Genomic DNA, 17414 nt, shown 5'->3' on the forward strand with positions numbered 1-17414 from the left:
CGGGGCCTCGTCCATCGGAGGCATCATGGCAACGGCTGTTGCACCCCCTCTGGTCACCGACCCGACGACCGGCCCGATCCGCTCTGGGCGGGAGGTCGTGCCGGCCGACCTGTGGGACAAGCAGGTCGGGCTCCTCATGCGCGACTACCCCTACGACTCGGTCATGGCGGCCCGGGTCCTCGGACAGGGCTACGCCTACCTGCTGACCGCGATGAACCACCGGGGCCAGGCGCTGGGACTCGCGCCCAGCAAGATCGTCGACATCGGTGTGCACATGATCATCCTGGACACCGTGGCGTACGCCACGCTGTGCGAACGCTTCAACGGCGGACACTTCCTGCACCACGTTCCGGACGTCGACTTCAAGATCGACGGGTCCGTGCTGCGGACGGCGGACCTGATCGCGGCTGACGGCTGGGAGGTCGACCTGCCGCTGTGGGCGGACGCCGCCGACTGCGGCCCCTGCCACCCCGGCAACGACTCGCACTGACGCACCTTGGGCTGAACGCTCCGCCGGGCCCCGCGCCGATTCTGGCCGGGGCCGGGCTCACGCGTGGGTGAGATTCCCCAGAGCTGGCCCGGCGGCGGGCGACACCCGCCAGGATGATGCGGGTGACCACCACAGACCTCTGGCATCACTACGGCCGCAACCATGCCGAGCACAACCGCGCAGTCCCCGACACCTTCCACTGGATCTGGAGCCAAGACAGTGGCCCCGGCCCCGAGCTGTTGGGCGACCTGACGGGCAAGGTCGTCGGAGACCTCGGCGCAGGCACTGCCCGGCAGGCCGCCCACCTCGCGACCCATCATTCCCCCGCCCGAGTTGACGCCATCGATGCCTCACCCGCGCAGTACGCCATGGCCACCGACCTGTTCGGCCACCTCGCGCCGCGCCTGCGCATCATCGGGTCCGATGCCGTGAAGCATGCACGGACGGCACCCGACTCATACGACGTGCTGTACAGCATCTTCGGCGCCGTCGACTTCACCGATCCGCACGAACTGCTGCCGTCCGTGGCTACAGCACTGCGTCCCGGCGGCCGGCTGGTGTTCTCCACGCTCGCCCACTACCTCGGCGGCGCACCTGCGGCAGCGGACGTCGTGCCCGCCGGCGTCCCGGCAAAGACCCCTGACGGGGAGGCGACCACGATGCGCCGCTGGGTACTCCAGGAACAGGTCTGGACGAAGGTGCTCGACGAGGCCGGGTTCACCCGAATCAGCCTTGACAGACTGCCGTCGACCACCGACGCGCCGCGCAGCGCGGACACCCTGCTCGTGACCGCCGTCCGGCAGGCTTAGCAGAGGTCACCGAACCGCCAGCCCGCGACCGTAGGCGGCATCCGTGGTGATGGTGTCCGTCCTAGACGGCACCGACGCGGTAGGCAGAACTGTGGATTCCCATACGTACAGGGGCGAGTACGCGGCTCTGCGGGCTCGGGCCGCGGTGGGACGCGCGGGTTCTGTGAGGCCGAAGGACAGGAAGACGAGGAACGGCCGCGCCAGGGTGCCGCTCGGGATGCCTTCGCTACCGGAGCCCCCCGACCTGAGCGCGACCATCGCCGCCCTGCCAGGCGCCGGGCGGTCGTGGACGCTGCTGATGCCGTACGGGGAACTGCTCAGCAGCAATGACCGCCTGCATCACATGGCCGAGTACCGGACGAAGAAGCGGCTACGCCAGGAGGCGGAGCTGACCACGCGCGCGCGGCGCCTGCCGCGCCTGGAGCGGGCCGCCGTGTACTACGTGCTGCACCCCAGGCCCGTGCAGCGGAAGCGTGATCCGGGCAACTGGGCACCCAGCGCCAAGGCGTACGTGGACGGCCTGGTCGATGCCGGGCTTCTCCCGGACGACCATTCCGCCCACCTGGCCGGCCCGTACCCGGAGATGGGTCCGCCCGTGCCGACCGGCGGCGCCCGTATGTCCCTCGTCGTAGTCGAGATCGTGAAGAAGGGGCTCTGACCTGCGCTTTTCCCGCAGGTGTAACAAATTTTCCGGGGCGTCGTACTTATGCGTGCGGGTCCGGAACGGGTCCGTCCACATCAGCACCCGTACAAGGAGATGCCCCTCCCATGTCTACTGCCCTCACGCTGCCCGGCGTCAACTACGACAGCCCGACGACGCTCAAGCAGCTCGACGCCCTGCTGTCGAACGGCGGTGCCCCCAGCGCCCGCATCATCATCCTCCGGCCCGTGATGGCCGCTCGGCTCCTGCGCCGCAACACCCACAACCGCAACCTGCGCGCCGCCGCCATTGACGCTTACGTGCGCGACATCCAGGCAGACTGTTGGCCGCTCAACGGCGAGGCCATCAAGCTCGACGTGAACGGCAACGTTCTCGACGGACAGCACCGGCTGCACGCCGTTGTGAAGGCCGACATGGCGGTCACCACCTTCATAGTCGGCGGTCTGCCCGCGGAGACGCAGGCCACGATGGACTCCGGCCTGAAGAGGACGACGTCGGACGCCCTGTCCTTGGCAGACGAGTCGAACGCCACCACGGTCGCGTCCGTTCTGCGCAGGGTCTGGGCCTGGGAGCAGGGGGACCGGAAGTTCACTCGCCGCGTGAAGTCCACCACCGCGGAGTGCACGGCCCTGCTGCACAAGCACCCGGAGATCCGGCGCTCGGCGGAGGTCGCGAACCGCACACGGGTCGCGTTCCCCCACATCCCCCAGTCGGCTCTGGGAACCGCACACCACCTCTTCAACGCGATCTCCCCCGACGAGTGCGCGTGGTTCTTCCAGCGCATCGGTGACGGCGTCGGCCTGTCCAGTGGCCACCCGATCCTCGCCCTGCGCTCCCGCGTCACGTCCGAGCGCGCCAAGGAGGGCCGGATCGAGTGGGCGCGCCACCTGGCCTACCTCGTGTACGCGTGGAACGCCGTGCGTGAGGACCGGCCGCTGTCGCGCCTGCTGGTGCGTCCCGACACGCCCGTCCCGACCCCTAAGTAACGAACTTCCCTCCCCCATTGGAGATGCCCCTCCCATGAGCACCACCTCTGCTGTGCCCGAATCTGTCGAGAAGGCTGTCGGAGCGTTCGCACGCGGCGGCGAGTACATCGGCCCGGAAGTCCTCGACGTGTGCCTGGCCGAGATCGCCGACAAGGCATCCGGCTCGCTACTGCGGGACCGCTTCCGCGACGACTTCCCGCACGCCGCGTTCCACGAACTGCTCTCCACCGTAGCGGCGTTGCGTGCTGTCCTCGGGTACTCCCCGACGCCCACCGCCCGTGAGGTCATGGACTGGCAGGACCGGCAGCGCGCCGTCTACGCCGACGCGGTTCGAGGTCCGAAGGAGCAATACCCGGTGGTCTTCGTCGACGGTCCCTACCGCGGGGTCGAGATGGCGCTCGTCGGCCCGGCGGAGGCGTACCCGAAGGCTGACGACCCCCTGGGCCACCTGATGGTCGGCGGCGGCTGGATTGCGGGCCCGCCCGCGTACGTGCCGCTGCCGATCACCTGGGGCGACACGGAGCAGCCGGGGCACGGCACCGTCCGCTACAAGCGCGGGCAGGACCCGAACGCCGAGGGGCTGTGGCCGTTCCGGCTGCGCACGGACGACGTACCTCCCCCGGCCGGGGCCCGCCCGTACATCAGCGTGCCGGCCGCACGGGAGAGCTGATGGTCCGCACGTTCGCAGACTGGATGGCGGAGACCGCCGTCCCTGCCGAGGAGTGGCAGCGGGTCTACATACGGCTCCAGCCCCAGGCGGCGGAGACGCTGGCGCTTTCCGCCGGATTCCCGATCTACCCGCCCCCGCTGCCGAACACCACGATCCGGGTTCGCGCCGAGGTGCCCTGCCCGGCGTGCGGCCGCGGCCGGGTATCCCGGTGGTGGCGCCTGGAGAACCGTGCGCTGATCGCCGGGGCGACCTGTTGGCGTCAGCACGTCTTCGTGATGGAGCCGCCGCTGCCGTTCCTGTGGAAGGAGAGCCAGGCATGACCGCACTGGCAGTGAAGGTGACGACCCCCCTATGGGGCGGGCGGGTCATCGTGCGCGCCGCTGGCCGGATGGCCCTGCACGTTGCCGTCCGGGGCGTGAAGGTGCCCTCGATGGCGATGTTCACCGTGCCGGTGGAGTGCTGCCCGGACGCCGAGTCGGCGCCGGGCGTACGGTCCTGGCTCGGGCCGGTTGCCGAGGACCAGATGTGCCCAGCGTGCCTGCGTGCGCTGCGAGGCCAGCCCGAGCCCGTACCAGAGCCGGCCGCCCAGGTGCCCGAGACGCTGCCCCAACCCGGCCCGGACCGCACGGTGCGGCCCCTGTGGGCAGTACCGCCTCCACTCGGAGGCTGCGCGGCATGACCACCACCGAACCGGTCACGACTCTGCTGGCGAAGATCGCACTGATCGCCTGCGGGTGCCGGGAGGGTAAAACCCAGGGCTGCGTTTCGTGCGCGCGCAAGGCCCCGATGCTGCTGGACATCGCGTCGGCCGGTGCCCTGGACGCCCTCACGGCCGCCATATGCGGCGGCTACGGCAGTACGTGCCAGGAGTGCCGGAGCAAGGCCGAGACGATCATCAACGAGACCATGGAGATGCCATGCGCCATCTGAGCGGAGAGATCCGGCCGCTGGGGCTCCGGGGCCAATTCACGGGGGAACTGGAGGGCTGGCTCAACGTGGAACTCCACGGCCGTCTTCATGAGGTTGGCCCCTCCGACCGGCACCCGGACCTCGCACAGGTACTGCTGTCCGTGCCTCCACCAGAAGGCCCGGGGGCCGACGCAAGGGTGGACACCCTCACCGATTACATCAGCCGCACCATGGAGCTGGGCGCCGGATTCGAGGAAACAGAGCGGGAGGACCCTGGCCGAGCCGCGGAGTATCAGCACCTCGCCGAGGCACTGGTGCCCTGGCTCATATCGGCGCCGCTCCGGGAGTTGAAAGACGTGTGGGGCCGCGGGTACGCGGCGGGACTCCGGCGCACTGAGCAGCGCCAGGCAGACGAGAAGAAGTAACTGAGGGGCCCGGCTGGGGCCCCTCAGTCGTTGCTTGTCTCGTCGAGCATCCGCCGCCCCGGGGCACCGGGCGACACTAGGCGGCGAGATCCACCACAGTGCGCGGGCCTGCCACGTCTGGCAGGTTCCCGCGATCCAGGAGGACCTTTCCCTATGACCCAGTGGACCCCCAAGCTGACAAACGTGAAGGGCACGGACGGCACCACCGGCTCGGGCCGGTACGCCGTATCGGACGGCGTCTGTACCTTCACCGCGATGATCTCGGCGCGCAAGCAGACTTCTGCGGCCTCCAGCGCCGGGTTCGGCCTGACCCTGCCGGTCCCGGCGGCGTCCGGAGTCCGCTACGTGTTCAGCCTGAGCCTCGACGGCCGGGACGCCGACAACGGCATGTGGACCGGCGAGGCCGCGATCTATGCAGGCTCGGACGGCTCGAAGATCGACCGGCTGCGTGTGACCGGTACGTCGAACGGAGCGGCCGTGGTCAAGATCGACCATCTCTACGGCGATGCGGAGGGTGCGCAGGAGGCAGAGATCATCACCGTAACCGGTTCGTACCCGGTCGCCTGACAGACGGGAAGGGCCGCCGGAACTCCAGTTCCGGCGGCCCTTTCACATGTTCGGGGCGGGCGGCGGCGGTGAGCCCTAGACAACCGCGGAGGGGCTTCAAGCCGCGCTCTGCCCGCTTGCGCACCTGGGGCAGTCCGCGTCGAGGTCCACGCAAACGACGCAGTCCTGTTCCCCGGCCCCGGCCGGCGGCATACCGCTCAAGTCGAGCCCGCACAACGCCCGGTCCGGGTTGCAGCAGTAGTAGTGCGTGATCGCCACCGCCGCGAGGGGCGCGGCCGGAAGTTCGCCGCGGACACGCGCGACGACGGTTCGGGTGGCCTGGTCGAGAGCTGCCAGGAACGGGTCCGCCATGAGCAGGAAGGGTAGCGGGCCCGGCCCGGCTGCTGCCCGATGGCCTGCTCGGAAGTGCCGCGGCGTACGCTGCTGCTGGGGCCTGGTCTGTTCAGCGGCCTTCCCAGGCCCGCGCGCCTGACTGGAGCTTGGTTAGCGAACCTTCGCCAGCGACGGCGCCTTGACCGCCGGGGCCTTGACGGCGGGCGCCTTCGGCATAGTCGGGGCCTTGGGCGTGGCGGGTGGCTTCGTCGTCGCGGGGGTACGGCTGCCGCTGCTCCCCGCTGGGACGTTGTGTCCTGCGGTACCTCCGTCGGCCGGGCGGGTGCCGCTGCCGTAGACGACGCACGGACGGACGCCGGGCGGGACGAGGTCTCCTGCCTTGGAGTGCACGGTGCGGCAGGCGGGTGTGCTGGGGGTGTCGCCGGAGCAGCCGGTCAGGAGCAGCGCGGTGGCGGTGGCGGTGGCGGTGCCAGCGGAGAGGAGACGCAGCGAGCGAAACCGGGCGGAGAGGGTGGTCACGAACGGGCCTTCCAGATGGTGGTCAGGGGCCACGTATCGTGCGGATCCGCCGGGGCTTGCGTCGCGCGCTCCCGGAGACGACGAGACCGTCGTGCGCTCGGTCCCGGCTACCCTCGCCCTCGCGGTCTACCGCTCAGCGCGGGGTGTCCGGTGCGGCTGGGGGTTACACCTGCCGACGGTCGTGACCAGTGAAGTGAAGGATTCGTCTGCACGATCGGCGATGTGGTCGCTCAGCACTACCTTGCAGCTTCGACGACCGCCCGGGGCGCTCTTGAGTTCATCCCGTTCACGGCAGAGGTCACACGGGTTTGTCCTTGGCGAGCGCCCGAGCGGTCTTGCGCTCCTCGCGACGGTGGGCTTGGGCGGCGGCTTTGCCGGGGGCGATGTACACGCCGTCCAGGACCATGTCCATCAGCTCCAGGAGAGCTTCGGCGTCGCCTTCATCCACGGTCAGCTCGGCGAGGTCTGCGTGGGCGATCTCGTTGCCGGCGTGGCGGATCTCATGGGCGGCGTTGCGGACGTGTTCGTAGATCAGGCCGCGCTCAAAGAGTTGTTCGATCTTTTTCGCGATGCCGCCGGTCGTGATGCCCTTGTCCTTGGCAGTGGCCTCGACCACGGAGCGGGCGAGGATGATGGCGCCGCGGTGGGCCTTGGCATCGGCGCAGGCGTATGCCTCCGAGGCAACCTGGGCTATCTCTTCCGGCACGTAGGGCGGGTATTCCTTGTGCGGAGGGCGAGCGGGCCACCAGCGTAGGATCTCGGTGGCGTTCTCGATGTCTCCGCCGTAGACGATGCTGGCCTGGCGGTGGGCAAGGCTGGGGCGGTTGCAGCCGGGGCAGACGTACAGCTCCCACACGTCGGCTCTGGTATCGCCCCAGCGGTCACGGCCGAAGGGGTCGGCGAGACTCGGGTCGGTGCCGACGTGCAGCATGACGGCATTAACGCCGCACCAGCCACATTGGCTCATCACGTTCATGGGCGCTGATCATATGGCCGCCTGGCCCGGCGGAGCACGGGGTTAAAGCCTGCTCCAGCTCCCCGCGACCGTCTTTCCAGCTGGAGTCTGAGCTAGACACCAGAGCATGCCTCGCCGTACGAAGTCGTCACCGTCAGGTGCACGGAGAAGCCGGGATGCGCAAGGACCGCCCGCGCAGGACGCCGAGGCTCACTCGTCGCGGTTCCAGGTGAGCGTGCGAAAAGTAAGGCTGGTGTACCTGACCCTCGTCCATCCCAGATCATCCGGGTGGAGTTTGCGCGCGTGAGCGCTTCGGGCTGGAGGGGCTGCCAGATAGGCGTCCACCCTTGGGTTGGGCCATCGCAGGCGACCTTGCCGCAGACGCTTCTCATAGCGGCCAAGGTCCGTATTGCAGGGCTTGCAGAGGAGCCCTCGAACGCAACGCGGGCAGCCTGTACAGCAGTTGTGATCGTGGTCGACCTGCCACCAGATCGGCCCCTCCGCAGCGCTGTCCCCCGGGTTGTCGTCGCAGAGCGGGCAGTAGTCATTCTGGATTCTCAGGATGGCGTTGACCCGCTCGACGGGGAGCCCGAATCGCCTCGCCTGACGTACGCCTGGGCCGCAGTCGAGGCATACGTCACGGCCGTACTTCCGCTCGTCCGCGTATACCGACTCATCGCATACCCGGCACATTTCGGGATCTTCGTCGTCCCAGTCCAGTTCAATCGCCACGGAGCCGACGCTAACGTGCGCCACTGACAAGCCCTTGGCCCGGCCTCCGGGGGAGACCGGGCCAAGAGCAGGACTACGCGGTCAGGTCGTAGCTCTCCCATAGGTCGCCGTAGTGGTAGAGGCCGGTGAGGTAGTCACGGACCCGTGGTTCCCAGTTGATGCCGTGGAGCACGGCGAGGACGTACGCGGCGACGGCGGGGCAGACGACGTCTCCGGCCTGCTGGAACTGGCTGGAGCGGGAGCCCTGCCACGGGTATGTGGCGCGGAAGGAGACCAGGGCTCCGGCCTCGGCCGGGGTCAGGCGCAGCCCGTCGCTTTCGCGGACCCAGGTGCGGGTCTTGCCGGTCAGGCACCATGACGGCTTGTCGGCGGTGAAGCAGTTGCCGCCCTTGGCGCGGCCGGTGGCCGGGTCGACGGGGCGCTGCCCTCTGGTGTTGACCCGCTCCCCCTCCTCCCATCCGAGCGCTTCGGCCATGGTCGTGACCGGCAGGGCTTCGGCGGGCGGGGTGATGTCGACCCACTTGTGCCGGGAGGCGATCATGAAGGTGCGCTTCCGGCGGGAGGCGACACCGAGGTCTGCGGCCTCCAGGACGGCCCAGGAGGTACGGAACCAGTCAGCGCCCCCAAACTCGATCGAGAGGTCATCAAGGACGCGCTCAGGCAGGTTGCTGGACTGCTCCATGGCCATCCACGCGACCGGTGCGCCTGCCGCCTGGAGGCCGAGCGGCCAGATGACGACTTCGGCCATCAGGCCGATGCGCGGGTCGGTGAGTCCGTCGAGCATGGCGCGGACTTCGGCCCAGGTGGCGCCGGAGCGCGGGGCGTAGCCCTCGTGGTAGCCGAGATCCGCGCACAGCGGGCAGTCGCCTTCGAGGTCGGGGAACAGCTCGTCGCAACAGACCTCGTCGAGACGGATGAACCCGGCGGCTTCGCCGACGTACGCGATCGTCTCGCAGAGGATGTCGAGGTTGGTGTCCAGCAGCCCGGCGCGCTTGCCTGCCGTGGAGAAGCTGGGGCACGGGGGGCTGATGATGACACCGCGCGTGCAGCGCACGGCCGGGTGTTCGGGGTCGAGCTTGGTGATGTCTGCGCATATGCGGGCGTGGCCGGCGGCGCGGGCGGTCTCGCAGGCGTCCTCGTCCATGTCGACGCCGACGACGTCGAAGCGGGAGATGCCCAGGACCGTCTTCAGCCCTTCCCCCCAACCGCCCGGACCTGCGCACAGCTCGATCACACGTTCCGGCTCGCCTTCCTGCCACGGGAGCAGCCAGCGGCCGGGCCATGGCGCGGCGATCTCGTCGAGTTCGGCCACGATGTGCGGGGAGATCGGGGTGCCGGTCTCCTTGTAGGAGAGGGCGGTGGTGATGACGCTCTGTTCGGCTGCGGTCAGCTCAGGCACGGGGCGGGCTCTTTCAGTTCGGGTCTGGTTGGCGGTTGCTCTCCACCAACACCTCAAATATTACAGCACACGTCATCATGGGTCCATTTGTTCAGCTCAGAGTGTTCCGTGAGACGTAAGCTGCTCTGTTTTGTGCTCACTCGGCCAACCAAAAATGGCCGTGCCCCGACCCGCACGGGGTCAGAGCACGGCCCGATCTCAGCTCTACGCGCCGCCGCCCCCACGGGCACGGTCGAGAAGCAGGCGCAGCGCACCTGTCGCCTGTGCGGGGACCACCCCGTTCCCCAGCGCCGCGAACTGCGCCGCACGAGGCAGTCCGGGCACTGCGGTGACCCAGCCCGGTGCCAGCCCCATCATCCACTCGACGAACGGTGCGGCGAGACGGCCGCGGTCGTCGATCGCCGCAGGAGCGGCCCGGTCCAGACACCTCTCCCAACGAGCGATGGTCTGCGCGTACCGCCCCCATACGGCTTCACCTGGGGCGGGCACGCGGGTGTCGCACGTACCGCGTGAGGGCGCGGTGAACGGCACGGCGAGCTGGAGTTCATCCCCGGCTGCCTCCGGACGCTCCGCAGGCGTCTCGACGTAGTGAGCGGCCCCCGGCACCAGGTGCTCGACCTCGTCCGCAAGGGTCGGCCCGTGACCGCCCTGACGTCTCTTGTCCGGATGCTGCGAACCACCGTTCACCGCGAGTTGCGACGTCGGCGTCTTGAGCAGAGGGGCTGAGGGGCAGTCGCCGTTCGGCCCGGCTGGGGCCGGGTGCTTCCGTACCGGTGGCCGCCCTGCGGTACGCGCCGCCGTCGCCCGCCGATAGGTCACGCCCGGCGCGACCGACCTATGCCGTCGGCCAGGCGAGGACGAACACGCGTTCCCGACGATGCGGGGCTCCGGCGTCCGAGGCGCGGTGCACCTTCCACTCCGCATCGAACCCGAGGCTGGCCAAATCTCCGAGTACCGCACCGAGACCTCGAAGAGACCCGGCTCGCTGCTGGACATCCACTGCCCCGTCTCCTGGTCCCACGCTGCGAGTGGCCGGTGCGGACAGAAGACCTCGGACATTTTCGATCACTACCAATTTCGGGTGGAGGGTGCGGATGGCGCGGGCAACGTGGGCCCAGATGCCGGAGCGGGTGCCGGGGGCGATACCCGCGAGCTGTCCCGCGAGGCTGACGTCCGTGCACGGGAAACCGGCTGTCAGGACGTCGATGGGTGGGACGGTGCTCCAGTCGACGCGCGTGATGTCGCCGTAGTTCGGAACGTGCGGCCAGTGGTGGGCGAGGATGCGCGCAGCGTGCTGGTTGGGGTCGTCGGGGTCGTACTGGCAGTGCCATAGGACCTCTCCGCCGAGCAGGTCCTGGACCGCGATGTCCAGACCTCCGTATCCGCTGCACAAGGAGCCGATACGGGGGTCGGGCGGGATGCGGGGGCGGGCGGCGCGCTCAGGGGCGCGGGGGTTCAAACGGGGGCTCCTTCGCGGAGAGGGGGCGGCCCGGCTAGGCCAGGCACACGAGGAGCCGGAAGGGTGCCGGCCAGCAGCGCCTTCTGTCCGCCGGGAACGCCGCTGCCGGGCGTGAGGTCAGTCACGCCCGGCAGCCAACGACGCGCGGGCAAGGGTTGGGCCCGTTCGACGAGGCGGCGCGTCCACCGAGTAATCGCCGTGGCCCCTGCGGTGCGAGTCCTTTCCCGTACTAGTTGCGACGATCCCCCCTGCGGCGCCCCCGCCGCTGGCAAACTGTCACGCTATGGCGAACTTGTTGATCAGGGATCTACGGACGATCGCTCGTGGGCTGCCCCACGATCTAAATGAATGGCCTCACATTCCCTGCCCCACCTGTGGAAGAGGTGGCTTGTTCCCCGTTCCCGACTCCCTCGTTCAGGAGGAATCGGCGACAAGCCTGTCCATGTATCAGCATCCCGAGTGGTACCCCGACTGGATTCAGGGAGGGTTCCATTGCCTCCTCAAGTGCAGGCGGACATCCTGCGATCTCGTTCGTGTCATGGGGGAGACCAGCGTCGTCGAGTCGGGAAAAATCCGCGACCAGTATGAGCGGGTATACAGGCCGACCATCTTCCTTCCGGCGCTTCCCATGATCGAAAGTCACGATCTATGCCCGCGTGAGATCAAGAGGCGCGTAGACGCTGCGGCGGCGATCCTTTGGCTTGATCCCAATGCAGCCGCGAACCGGATCCGCGCGACGGCCGAAGCACTGATGGACGATCAAGGAATCACTCGGAAAACTCTCGACCGAAAGGGGAAGGTGGCCATCCTTACTCTTGACCGTCGCATTTCGGTATTCAAAAAGGAACGCCCGCAACACTCGGAAGCTGCCGACCTAATCTTGGCAGCCAAGTGGATCGGCAACGTTGGGAGTCACGATGATGTCCTTCGGATCCGCGACGTATTGGATGGGGTCGAATTCCTCGATCATGCACTAAGTCTGATCTACGACCAGAGTCACGATGAAGTTAGAAAAAGGGCTTCGGCGGTTACCGCCCGGAAGGGCCGACCGGAGTCCTTCTCTGTCCAGGTCCCGTTCTGAGCCATCGAGAACAGAACAGCACCCAGGAGAGGCGGCAGTGTTCTTGGGTATTGGCCTGTTCCAGCTCGTACGGTGCGCCCGGCGATGGGGCCGGGCGCACCAAGGGGGTGGGTGCGGTCAGCGGGTGAGGGCCGCCGCGAGGTAGACCAGGTGGTCGATGCCGACGCCGTGCAGCTCGGCGGCCACGGGCGTGGTGTCGCGGACCCGGGCGGCCGGATCGGCGGGCGGGGAGATGTAGCCGAACGGCCCGGTCGCGGCGCCGAAGGTGATCCCGCCGTCTTCGAGCTGGTCGACGGGCGTGTACTGCATCAGGTGCGCGGCCAGGCGACGAGCCAGGCGGGTGCTGAGGTGGCGCAGCCGCATCCGAGGGGTTCGGTCGGCGGCCTCCGGCAGGAACAGCGGCAGCATCTGCTCCACGGTGGTGACCGGCCCAGTGACGGACAGGTCGCACGCGGGGTTCGCGCCGACGAGCGTCACCGTGTACCGCACACCCTGGCTGCTCCACTCCACAAGGTGGCTGTTCGGCCGGGCACCGGTCCGGGTGACCGGCGACGCCCCGTGGGCACGGACCGCGCTGCCGACCAGGTCCAGGTGCCGGAGCCGGGCCTGCTGCGCCTCAGCCGGGTGGTTCGCGTACGAGAGAGCGGCAGCGTCGTCCCAGCGCGGCAGGACGAGGCGCAGGGCCTCGCGCACCACGGGTTCCGCCGCGATCCGGTCCAATCTCAGGTCCGGCTCGTACGGCTCCCGGTCGTCGAGCTGCCACGCGACATCGGTGCGCCACGGGTGCTCGGCGAGGATCAGCGCGCCGGGCCGCCCGGTCTGGGTGAGGCGCGCGGCGGGGCGAGTGGTCCACCACGGTGCGTACGGGGTGACCGTCCAGGCGTTGCCGTCGCGGTGCGGCAGGCGCGCGGCGACGCGGTGGGCGAGTGCCGGCGCGGCGGTCGCGGGGGCGGTGGCTGTGGCCATGAGGGGCTTTCCTTCGGGTCTTCCGACGTTGCTCTTGCCGGGGAGTGGACCGGCAGGGGGCGGCTTGCGTCGCCCCCTGCCGGAAGCGGGGCAGGGCGGGGTGCGCCGGGAAAAGGGGGCGCACTCCGGCGGGGGTCAGAGCCAGGACCGGACGCGACGGGGGCTTTCGTCGTAGCTCTCGATGGCGATCGTGTGGAAGTCGGCATCGGGGTCATCGAGGAGCGTGAGGGCCGCATTGACAACCAGGTTGTCCAGGTCGTCGGGGGCGTGCCGCCCGCCCTGGTGCTGGGCGGCCAAGTCGACGCCCTTGGCGATGGCTTGTGCGACCTGCTTGCGGGTGAACAGCGGCGCGTCGTCGGTGGGCGCCTCAGCGGGTGCCGTCCGGTAGTGGTGGTTCTTCACGTCGGCCCATTGCGCGGACGGCTCGTCGAGGAGCGTCATCACGGAGGTGGCGGCCCAGGCGAAGCGGTCGTCGTACTCGGACATGTTCGCTTCGTCGGCGGCCAGGTCCAGACCGTCGGAGACGGCTGTGCGGATATCGGCGCGGGAGTACAGCTTGGTGGTCACGAGGGGGCCCTTTCGGTTTGGGTCTGTGCCCGGTTGCTCTCCGGGCTGGGGCCCCGGCCAAGGTCGCGGCCGGGGCGTGGCGGGGGTGGGTCAGGCGTTGCTGAGGGACGTTCTCTTCGGGTGTGGTCGGTCCCGGCGTGCTCGCGCCGGTAGTACGTCGGGCGGACGCGATGCGTGACGTCCGCCCGACGGGGGTCAGCCCATCGAGGTGTGCAGCTCCCGTGCAGCGAGGACGGCGGTGTGCAGGTGCTCGTCGCACGAGGGGACGGCCGCGCCGAGGTGGGAGACCATCCAGTTGGCGGTGAGCCAGTGGTCGCCGGAGTGGCAGGCAAGGCGCCTGTCCTTGAGTCCGTAGGCGAGGGTCGGGCCGTGCTCGTCGTGGGCGCGGCGCAGCGCCATGGTGGTGTCCGGGGTCCGGATCTTCTTGGCCACGGCGGGGATGGCGGGCCGGTTGCAGGGGCGGTTCGCGTCGGCGGCGAACACTTCGGCCAGCAGGGCGTGCTTCCACAGGAGTCGGAAGGCGTTTTCGAGCAGTGAGGTGACGGTCTCCGGGACGACCGCCGTCGTGAGTTCGGTGTTGAGAATGCGGATCCGGGCGAGCAAGTTGCCTTCCCGGGCAGCCGCTACAGCGTTGTCGGGCCGGAGGTTCGGGGGGAGGTCGTAGTTCAGGCGGCGGGTGACGTACTGGCACACGGTGGCCGGGAAGCCGGTGGCGGGGGTGTTGGCCGCGATGCCCTCTGCTTGCGTGAGGGCGTACCAGGCATCCGACGGGATCTCGTTCATGGTGTTGCCGTTGATGACGGCGGGGGTGGAGGCCCGGAAGGCATCGGCGGCGGTGTCCAGGAGATCGGCGATCGTCAGGAGGGCGGCGCGGCCGTCGGCGGTCGGGATGGGTGCCGGGGAAGCGGCGCGGGTCCGGGCGATGGTGGCGATGGTGGTGGCGCGGTGGGCAGAGGTGGCGGCGTAGGACATGGGTGTCTCCGGGTTCGTGTACGGGATGAGAGGTGGGGCCGGGCGCGGCGGGGGAGGCAGCGCCCGGCGGTCAGGGGCTCAGGGGCGGCAGGAGGAAGGGTCTGCGCAGTTCAGCGAACAGTTCGTGCGTTGCACGCCGTTGAGCAGTTCTCGGACGGCGTTGGTGCCCTTGGCGCGGCGGGGCTTGGCGCCGTTGCCGTGGATCACTTCGGCGCGGAGAACCTTGCCGCTGGTCCGACCGATGGTGATGGAGCCGAACGTTGCGTGAGGGCCGACGGCGTTGAGGACGATGCGCCGGGAGTTGCCGTACGGCTGCTGCCAGGTGGGGTGCAGTCCCTTGGCTTCGGCGAGGCGGATGATGCCGACCGTGTACGGGGTGACTCCGGTGAGGTCGATCGTGGTCTCGGTGGCGCCGGGGGTGGGGTTGTGTGCGGTGGTGGTGTTCATGGTGGTGGTCTCCCGGGGGTGGGGCCGGGGCGCGGCGGCGCGCCCCGGCGGGGGTGTGGTTGGTCAGGCGGCGACGAGGGCGAGGCGGATGGCCTTGTATTCGGCCTTGCGCGGCTTGTAGTTCGCGGCGATCCGGGCGACCTGTTCGGCGGTGTAGCGGTACACGGTCACGACCCGGCGGGCGCGGCCCTTGAGGGTGCGGCGGATACGGGCGGCGCGGCCCCGGATGCCTGCCTTGCGGGCCTGAGTGCGGAGTGCGTCGGCGGCCCCGGCCACGACGGCGAGCGGTGCGCCGGTGGCGATGATGTGGGTGGCCAGGGAGCGGGGGCCGGTGCGGATGCGGCGGGCGGCGGTGGCGGCGGCGCGGCGTGCGCGGGACTCGGCGCGGTTGATGCGGGTGCGGTTGCGGAGGAGGGCAGCGGCGCGGCGGGAGTCGGCGGAAGCCATGGGGCGGGCCTTTCGGTTCGGGTCTGGCTGGCGGTTGCTCTCCGCCAACAAGAAAAATACTACAGCATGCGTCGCGTGGGGTCCAGTCTGGATCAGGGGTGGACGCCAGAAGTGCCCAATCTGCCTCGCATGGCAAGGGGTGATCGCCCATCGGTCGCCGCGCGCCTGATCGCTTTGTGACGTGCGCTGTACTGAATCTCAGACGTCGAACAGTGTGTCGGCCTGTATCTCGTCGGTGTGTGCCCGGCGGCGCGGCGCGGCCGGTCGGGCGGGCACCTCGCTACCGAACAAGGGCGCCGTGCCGTACGCGTCCGGAGTGGCCGGCACAGGCCGGGCCACGGATGCGGCCTCGATCAAGGCGACGGGCGCACGCCTGTCGAAGTCGGCGCGCCGCATGGTGGTCCAGTCCGCTCCCTGGGCCATCTGGTCCGCCGCGTCCGCGCTGGCGGCCTCCACGCGGCGGAAGCGGCGCCCGGCCTCCCGTAGCAACCGCTCGGCCGTCTCGCTGTACGGGTGGGCAGGAGCGTGGAAACGGTTCGGCTCGTCCTGCACGATGAGCCATTCGTCACGGCGGGGGTAGAGCTGCTGGACACGGGTCTCTCCTGTCTTGGGGCAGTGCGGGGGAGGGCCGGGGCGCGGCTGCGCCCCGGCCGGGAGGAGCGGGTCAGGACATGCGCTGGTGCTGGAAGCGGCGGATCAGCCGCTCGGCACGCGCGTGGCTGCCGTTCGGCAGCGCGCCACCCAGGGCGGCGTTTTCGAGCAGGCGGGCGATCAGCTTCCTGTCGTCGGCGTCCAGGGTCAGCAACACCCGGCTGCCGCCCGCGCTGCTCCCCCCTTCGGCGGGTGTCTCCTGGCCGTCCTCCAGGTCGATCACGACCGTTTCGCCGTCGGGGCCGATCACCTCCAGGACCGGCGCCCACGAATTGGCCGTGCCGTACCCCTCCATCTGCGCCTGTGCCGCTTCGGCGGCCTCCCTGGGCGTGGACACCTCGAACTCGGAGAACCACCCGACGGTGTAGGTGCGCCCGCCCTCCGCCGGGGCGGCGGCTTGCTCGGCACGCTCCTCGGCCGCCGGGGCGGCGGCTTGCTCGGCACGCGCCACGATGTCGGCAGGGATGACGGCGATGGGCCGGTTGCGCAGCACGAGGACGCACGGCTCGTCGTCCTCGGCGGGGGCCAGGCACACGAACCTCCAACCAACGTCCGCCACGCGGCTGTCGTCGACGAACGTCCAGGAGTCCATGTCATCGCACTCCTGGCACCCCCGGCACGAGCAGTCGGCGAAGGCGTGCGGGTCGGCCGGAAAAGCCTCGGGAACGTGCACGGCCGGGCGGACCCCGGTCCCGTCGGAGAACAGAGCAACCACGAGGTCACCGGCCTTCACCTCATGGGCGCGGACGGCAACAACGTCGTCCAGGGCGAGGCCGTGGGGCAGGGGCGTGAAGTAGGAGCTGGTCGGCCGGTCGGAGATGGTCAGGGTCTCGGAGCCGGCAGAGATCAGGGTGCGCATGGGGAACCTTTCGGGGGCGGGGGCGGGGGCGGGGGCGATCAGGAAGCGGTGTGGGCGGGGAGCCCGCGAGCGGGCACGACGAGGAGAAGTTCGTCGGCGTTGTTGAGCTGGCACACCGGGTCCAAGCCCAGCTCCCCGCGCGGCCAGACGGTGAGCGCGATCGGGTCGGTGAGGTAGGTGAACGGGTCGGTGCGGTGCTGTCTGCACAGCTCGCACGGGCAGGCCGGATCGACGGGGCGGGGCCGGGCGGCGTACGGGATGCAGCCGTACGGCAGGTAGCTGACCTCGGCCGCGTGGCCGGGGGCGTGGTCGTAGACCTCTCCGAGCACCACGTCACCGTGCTGCACCCGGTCGACACGGACGATGCGAACGGCAGCCGGATCGAAGTCGTACGGGTGGGCGTCAGCCGGGCGGGCGGTCAGGCGCACCGGGCGCACCGTCGGGTCAAGGTCGAAGAACGCGGGCATGGGAGTCCCCTTCAAGGTGGGGCCGGGGCGCAGCGGCGCGGCT

The 17414-nt window shown here is 69.7% G+C and carries 26 protein-coding genes; 11 read left to right on the top strand and 15 right to left on the bottom strand.

All coding sequences use genetic code 11. The features are described from left to right. Positions 1-25 precede the first annotated feature (25 nt). The 10 genes from OG413_RS20460 (at position 26) to OG413_RS20505 (ending at position 5517) form a co-directional block, all read left to right on the top strand. Positions 26-490 (top strand): hypothetical protein, encoded by a 465-nt coding sequence (locus OG413_RS20460; protein ID WP_266807507.1) that lies wholly within the window; start codon positions 26-28, stop codon positions 488-490. A gap of 116 nt (positions 491-606) precedes the next feature. Then, a complete protein-coding gene (locus OG413_RS20465; protein WP_266810265.1) occupies positions 607-1299 on the top strand; it encodes a class I SAM-dependent methyltransferase in 693 nt (230 codons plus the stop codon). Between the two features lie 217 nt (positions 1300-1516). Further along, positions 1517-1957 (top strand): hypothetical protein, encoded by a 441-nt coding sequence (locus OG413_RS20470; protein WP_266807509.1) that lies wholly within the window; start codon positions 1517-1519, stop codon positions 1955-1957. Between the two features lie 110 nt (positions 1958-2067). Next, positions 2068-2946 carry a hypothetical protein gene (locus OG413_RS20475; RefSeq protein WP_266807511.1) on the top strand — a complete coding sequence of 293 codons (879 nt, stop codon included), beginning with the start codon at positions 2068-2070 and terminating at the stop codon, positions 2944-2946. Positions 2947-2980: 34 nt separating this feature from the next. After that, the gene (locus OG413_RS20480) at positions 2981-3616 is read left to right on the top strand and encodes a hypothetical protein (RefSeq protein WP_266807512.1); all 636 of its coding nucleotides are present in this window, start codon (positions 2981-2983) and stop codon (positions 3614-3616) included. Then, positions 3616-3936, top strand: coding sequence for a hypothetical protein (locus tag OG413_RS20485; protein ID WP_266807513.1), 321 nt, complete (start codon positions 3616-3618; stop codon positions 3934-3936). The genes OG413_RS20480 and OG413_RS20485 overlap by 1 nt, the downstream gene beginning before the upstream one ends. After that, positions 3933-4295 (top strand): hypothetical protein, encoded by a 363-nt coding sequence (locus OG413_RS20490; protein ID WP_266807514.1) that lies wholly within the window; start codon positions 3933-3935, stop codon positions 4293-4295. Before OG413_RS20485 ends, OG413_RS20490 begins: the two co-directional genes overlap by 4 nt. Continuing rightward, entirely contained in the window at positions 4292-4546 is a 255-nt protein-coding gene (locus OG413_RS20495; RefSeq protein ID WP_266807515.1) for a hypothetical protein, read from the top strand. Before OG413_RS20490 ends, OG413_RS20495 begins: the two co-directional genes overlap by 4 nt. Further along, entirely contained in the window at positions 4534-4950 is a 417-nt protein-coding gene (locus tag OG413_RS20500) for a hypothetical protein (RefSeq protein ID WP_266807516.1), read from the top strand. The genes OG413_RS20495 and OG413_RS20500 overlap by 13 nt, the downstream gene beginning before the upstream one ends. 153 nt (positions 4951-5103) lie before the next feature. Beyond that, positions 5104-5517, top strand: coding sequence for a hypothetical protein (locus OG413_RS20505; protein ID WP_266807518.1), 414 nt, complete (start codon positions 5104-5106; stop codon positions 5515-5517). A gap of 96 nt (positions 5518-5613) precedes the next feature. Here OG413_RS20505 and OG413_RS20510 read toward each other — a convergent pair whose 3' ends face one another. From OG413_RS20510 to OG413_RS20535, 7 genes are all read right to left on the bottom strand, one after another. Further along, positions 5614-5868: a hypothetical protein gene (locus tag OG413_RS20510; protein ID WP_266807520.1), complete on the bottom strand. Its 255-nt coding sequence runs from the start codon at positions 5866-5868 to the stop codon at positions 5614-5616. Positions 5869-6000: 132 nt separating this feature from the next. Continuing rightward, positions 6001-6402, bottom strand: coding sequence for a hypothetical protein (locus OG413_RS20515; protein ID WP_266807521.1), 402 nt, complete (start codon positions 6400-6402; stop codon positions 6001-6003). A gap of 265 nt (positions 6403-6667) precedes the next feature. Next, positions 6668-7345, bottom strand: coding sequence for a DUF4145 domain-containing protein (locus OG413_RS20520; RefSeq protein WP_266807522.1), 678 nt, complete (start codon positions 7343-7345; stop codon positions 6668-6670). A 189-nt stretch (positions 7346-7534) separates the two neighbouring features. Continuing rightward, positions 7535-8017: an endonuclease domain-containing protein gene (locus OG413_RS47125; RefSeq protein ID WP_353962291.1), complete on the bottom strand. Its 483-nt coding sequence runs from the start codon at positions 8015-8017 to the stop codon at positions 7535-7537. Between the two features lie 112 nt (positions 8018-8129). Then, entirely contained in the window at positions 8130-9455 is a 1326-nt protein-coding gene (locus tag OG413_RS20525) for a DNA cytosine methyltransferase (RefSeq protein ID WP_266807523.1), read from the bottom strand. Positions 9456-9659: 204 nt separating this feature from the next. After that, on the bottom strand, positions 9660-10142 hold the full coding sequence (locus OG413_RS20530; protein ID WP_266807524.1) for a DNA (cytosine-5-)-methyltransferase: 483 nt from the start codon (positions 10140-10142) through the stop codon (positions 9660-9662). A 148-nt stretch (positions 10143-10290) separates the two neighbouring features. Continuing rightward, positions 10291-10914 (bottom strand): DNA cytosine methyltransferase, encoded by a 624-nt coding sequence (locus tag OG413_RS20535; RefSeq protein WP_266807525.1) that lies wholly within the window; start codon positions 10912-10914, stop codon positions 10291-10293. A 538-nt stretch (positions 10915-11452) separates the two neighbouring features. Here OG413_RS20535 and OG413_RS20540 point away from each other — a divergent pair. After that, positions 11453-11995 (top strand): DUF4145 domain-containing protein, encoded by a 543-nt coding sequence (locus OG413_RS20540; protein ID WP_266807527.1) that lies wholly within the window; start codon positions 11453-11455, stop codon positions 11993-11995. A 117-nt stretch (positions 11996-12112) separates the two neighbouring features. On the opposite strand, the gene OG413_RS20545 is transcribed toward OG413_RS20540, so the two are convergent. From OG413_RS20545 to OG413_RS20580, 8 genes are all read right to left on the bottom strand, one after another. Further along, positions 12113-12961, bottom strand: coding sequence for a hypothetical protein (locus tag OG413_RS20545; protein ID WP_266807529.1), 849 nt, complete (start codon positions 12959-12961; stop codon positions 12113-12115). Between the two features lie 135 nt (positions 12962-13096). Beyond that, positions 13097-13528, bottom strand: a complete 432-nt coding sequence (locus tag OG413_RS20550; RefSeq protein ID WP_266807531.1) for a hypothetical protein — start codon at positions 13526-13528, stop codon at positions 13097-13099. Positions 13529-13723: 195 nt separating this feature from the next. Then, positions 13724-14500, bottom strand: coding sequence for a hypothetical protein (locus OG413_RS20555; protein ID WP_266807532.1), 777 nt, complete (start codon positions 14498-14500; stop codon positions 13724-13726). 78 nt (positions 14501-14578) lie between these two features. Next, positions 14579-14947, bottom strand: coding sequence for a hypothetical protein (locus OG413_RS20560; RefSeq protein ID WP_266807534.1), 369 nt, complete (start codon positions 14945-14947; stop codon positions 14579-14581). A gap of 63 nt (positions 14948-15010) precedes the next feature. Further along, entirely contained in the window at positions 15011-15394 is a 384-nt protein-coding gene (locus OG413_RS20565; RefSeq protein ID WP_266807535.1) for a hypothetical protein, read from the bottom strand. 198 nt (positions 15395-15592) lie between these two features. After that, positions 15593-15946 (bottom strand): hypothetical protein, encoded by a 354-nt coding sequence (locus tag OG413_RS20570; RefSeq protein WP_266807537.1) that lies wholly within the window; start codon positions 15944-15946, stop codon positions 15593-15595. A 112-nt stretch (positions 15947-16058) separates the two neighbouring features. Continuing rightward, positions 16059-16904 (bottom strand): hypothetical protein, encoded by an 846-nt coding sequence (locus OG413_RS20575; protein WP_266807539.1) that lies wholly within the window; start codon positions 16902-16904, stop codon positions 16059-16061. Between the two features lie 38 nt (positions 16905-16942). After that, entirely contained in the window at positions 16943-17371 is a 429-nt protein-coding gene (locus tag OG413_RS20580) for a hypothetical protein (RefSeq protein ID WP_266807541.1), read from the bottom strand. Positions 17372-17414 lie beyond the last annotated feature (43 nt).

The organism is Streptomyces sp. NBC_01433, assembly GCF_026340105.1.
In the GTDB taxonomy this organism is placed as follows: Bacteria; Actinomycetota; Actinomycetes; order Streptomycetales; family Streptomycetaceae; genus Streptomyces.

Coding starts and splice junctions, on each gene's coding strand:
- OG413_RS20540 (WP_266807527.1), top strand. CDS start 11,453: ATGGGGGAGACCAGCGTCGTCGAGTCGGGAAAAATCCGCGACCAGTAT.
- OG413_RS20480 (WP_266807512.1), top strand. CDS start 2,981: ATGAGCACCACCTCTGCTGTGCCCGAATCTGTCGAGAAGGCTGTCGGA.
- OG413_RS20560 (WP_266807534.1), bottom strand. CDS start 14,947: ATGAACACCACCACCGCACACAACCCCACCCCCGGCGCCACCGAGACC.
- OG413_RS20545 (WP_266807529.1), bottom strand. CDS start 12,961: ATGGCCACAGCCACCGCCCCCGCGACCGCCGCGCCGGCACTCGCCCAC.
- OG413_RS20565 (WP_266807535.1), bottom strand. CDS start 15,394: ATGGCTTCCGCCGACTCCCGCCGCGCCGCTGCCCTCCTCCGCAACCGC.
- OG413_RS20555 (WP_266807532.1), bottom strand. CDS start 14,500: ATGTCCTACGCCGCCACCTCTGCCCACCGCGCCACCACCATCGCCACC.
- OG413_RS20495 (WP_266807515.1), top strand. CDS start 4,292: ATGACCACCACCGAACCGGTCACGACTCTGCTGGCGAAGATCGCACTG.
- OG413_RS20580 (WP_266807541.1), bottom strand. CDS start 17,371: ATGCCCGCGTTCTTCGACCTTGACCCGACGGTGCGCCCGGTGCGCCTG.
- OG413_RS20470 (WP_266807509.1), top strand. CDS start 1,517: ATGCCTTCGCTACCGGAGCCCCCCGACCTGAGCGCGACCATCGCCGCC.
- OG413_RS20575 (WP_266807539.1), bottom strand. CDS start 16,904: ATGCGCACCCTGATCTCTGCCGGCTCCGAGACCCTGACCATCTCCGAC.
- OG413_RS20520 (WP_266807522.1), bottom strand. CDS start 7,345: ATGAACGTGATGAGCCAATGTGGCTGGTGCGGCGTTAATGCCGTCATG.
- OG413_RS20505 (WP_266807518.1), top strand. CDS start 5,104: ATGACCCAGTGGACCCCCAAGCTGACAAACGTGAAGGGCACGGACGGC.
- OG413_RS20490 (WP_266807514.1), top strand. CDS start 3,933: ATGACCGCACTGGCAGTGAAGGTGACGACCCCCCTATGGGGCGGGCGG.
- OG413_RS20500 (WP_266807516.1), top strand. CDS start 4,534: ATGCGCCATCTGAGCGGAGAGATCCGGCCGCTGGGGCTCCGGGGCCAA.
- OG413_RS20475 (WP_266807511.1), top strand. CDS start 2,068: ATGTCTACTGCCCTCACGCTGCCCGGCGTCAACTACGACAGCCCGACG.
- OG413_RS20510 (WP_266807520.1), bottom strand. CDS start 5,868: ATGGCGGACCCGTTCCTGGCAGCTCTCGACCAGGCCACCCGAACCGTC.
- OG413_RS20485 (WP_266807513.1), top strand. CDS start 3,616: ATGGTCCGCACGTTCGCAGACTGGATGGCGGAGACCGCCGTCCCTGCC.
- OG413_RS47125 (WP_353962291.1), bottom strand. CDS start 8,017: ATGTGCCGGGTATGCGATGAGTCGGTATACGCGGACGAGCGGAAGTAC.
- OG413_RS20465 (WP_266810265.1), top strand. CDS start 607: ATGCGGGTGACCACCACAGACCTCTGGCATCACTACGGCCGCAACCAT.
- OG413_RS20460 (WP_266807507.1), top strand. CDS start 26: ATGGCAACGGCTGTTGCACCCCCTCTGGTCACCGACCCGACGACCGGC.